The following is a 1,403-nucleotide window of genomic DNA, read 5'->3' as shown; positions in this document are numbered from 1 at the left end:
TAAGGTGGAGGCGTCCTGGCCAGAGGACCGCCCCCATGTTGACCCTGCCGGCCCGCTTCGCCGCGGTGATCCTATGCTTCGCGCCGCTCCTCCAGCAACGGAGTTGGCGACATGCCGAGGTGCTGTTGGTTGGGGCGATCCTGGCGCCCGGCCGGCGTACGGTGAGCAGCATTCTGCGGATTAGCGGGCTCTGCCGGGAGCGGCGGTTTGTGAACTACCACCGCGTGCTAAACCGCGCCGCCTGGAGCGGACGAGCGGCAGCCAGGGTTCTGCTGGGACTTTTGCTGGACGCCTTCCTGCCGACGGGGCCGGTGCTGCTCGGGCTCGACGACACGATCGAGCGGCGGCGTGGCAAGCGCATCAGCGCCAAGGGCATCTACCGCGACCCGGTTCGCTCCAGCCACGGCCATTTCGTCAAGGCGAGTGGCCTGCGCTGGCTCAGTCTCATGCTGCTGGTGCCGATCTCCTGGGCCGGGCGGGTCTGGGCACTGCCGTTCCTGACGACCCTCGCCCCCTCGGAGCGCTACTGCCGCGAGCACGGGCGGCGGCACAAGAAGCTGACCGACTGGGGCCGCCAGCTGGTCCTGCAGGCCTGTCGCTGGATGCCGGGCCGGCGCCTGGTCGTGGTGAGCGACAGCGGCTTCTCCGCGCTCGAGTTCCTGGCCGCCCTGCTGCAACAGGAGGTCACCTGCGTCACCCGCCTGCGGCTCGATGCGGCCCTTTACCAGCCGGCTCCACCGCGCCGACCCAGCACCATCGGACGGCCGCGAACCAAGGGCGAGCGCCTGCCGACCTTGGCCGAGGTGCTGGCCGATAAGACCACCCGCTGGCAGCGGGTTATCGTGCCCGGCTGGTACGGCGAGGGCGACCGCGTCGTGGAGATCTGCTCGGATACCGCGGTCTGGCGTCACAGCGGCCTGCCGGTCGTGCCGATCCGCTGGGTGTTGCTGCGCGACCCCTGCCGCCGCTTCGAACCACAAGCGCTGCTCTGCACCGACCTGGCGCAGGAGCCGCTGCAGGTCATCTGCTGGTTCGTCCAGCGCTGGCAACTGGAAGTCACCTTCCGCGAGGTGCGCGACCACCTCGGCGTCGAGACCCAACGTCAGTGGTCGGACAAGGCGATCGCCCGCACCACGCCCTGCCTGCTCGGGCTGTTCTCGATCGTCACCCTGTTGGCCTCGCGCCTCGATTGCCGTGCCCGGGTCCGGATCTCGACCAGCGCCTGGTACCACAAACAGCGGCCGACCTTCGCCGACAGCCTTGCCGCAGTACGGCGGGCAGTCTGGAGCGAGCAGGGTTTCGCCGTGTCCCGGCAGTCGGCCGACGCTGCGAAACTCTCGCCAGCCCTCCGCGAGAGCATCGCCTATGCCCTTTGCCACGCAGCCTGAATGGCCAAAGCCGAG

1 protein-coding gene is annotated in these 1,403 nt (G+C 69.4%); it reads left to right on the top strand.

The genetic code is table 11. From position 1 onward, the window contains the following. The first annotated feature begins 35 nt into the window (after nt 1-35). Nucleotides 36-1,388, top strand: a complete 1,353-nt coding sequence (locus BLR02_RS28255; RefSeq protein ID WP_090665497.1) for an IS701 family transposase — start codon at nt 36-38, stop codon at nt 1,386-1,388. Nucleotides 1,389-1,403 lie beyond the last annotated feature (15 nt).

Origin of the sequence: Belnapia rosea, from assembly GCF_900101615.1 — a bacterium.
Classification (GTDB): Bacteria; Pseudomonadota; Alphaproteobacteria; order Acetobacterales; family Acetobacteraceae; genus Belnapia; species Belnapia rosea.
This window is presented reverse-complemented; position numbering and strand designations above follow the sequence as displayed.

What these genes read in the sequence shown, in the direction of transcription:
- BLR02_RS28255 (WP_090665497.1), top strand. Translation starts at nt 36, where the DNA reads ATGTTGACCCTGCCGGCCCGCTTCGCCGCGGTGATCCTATGCTTCGCG.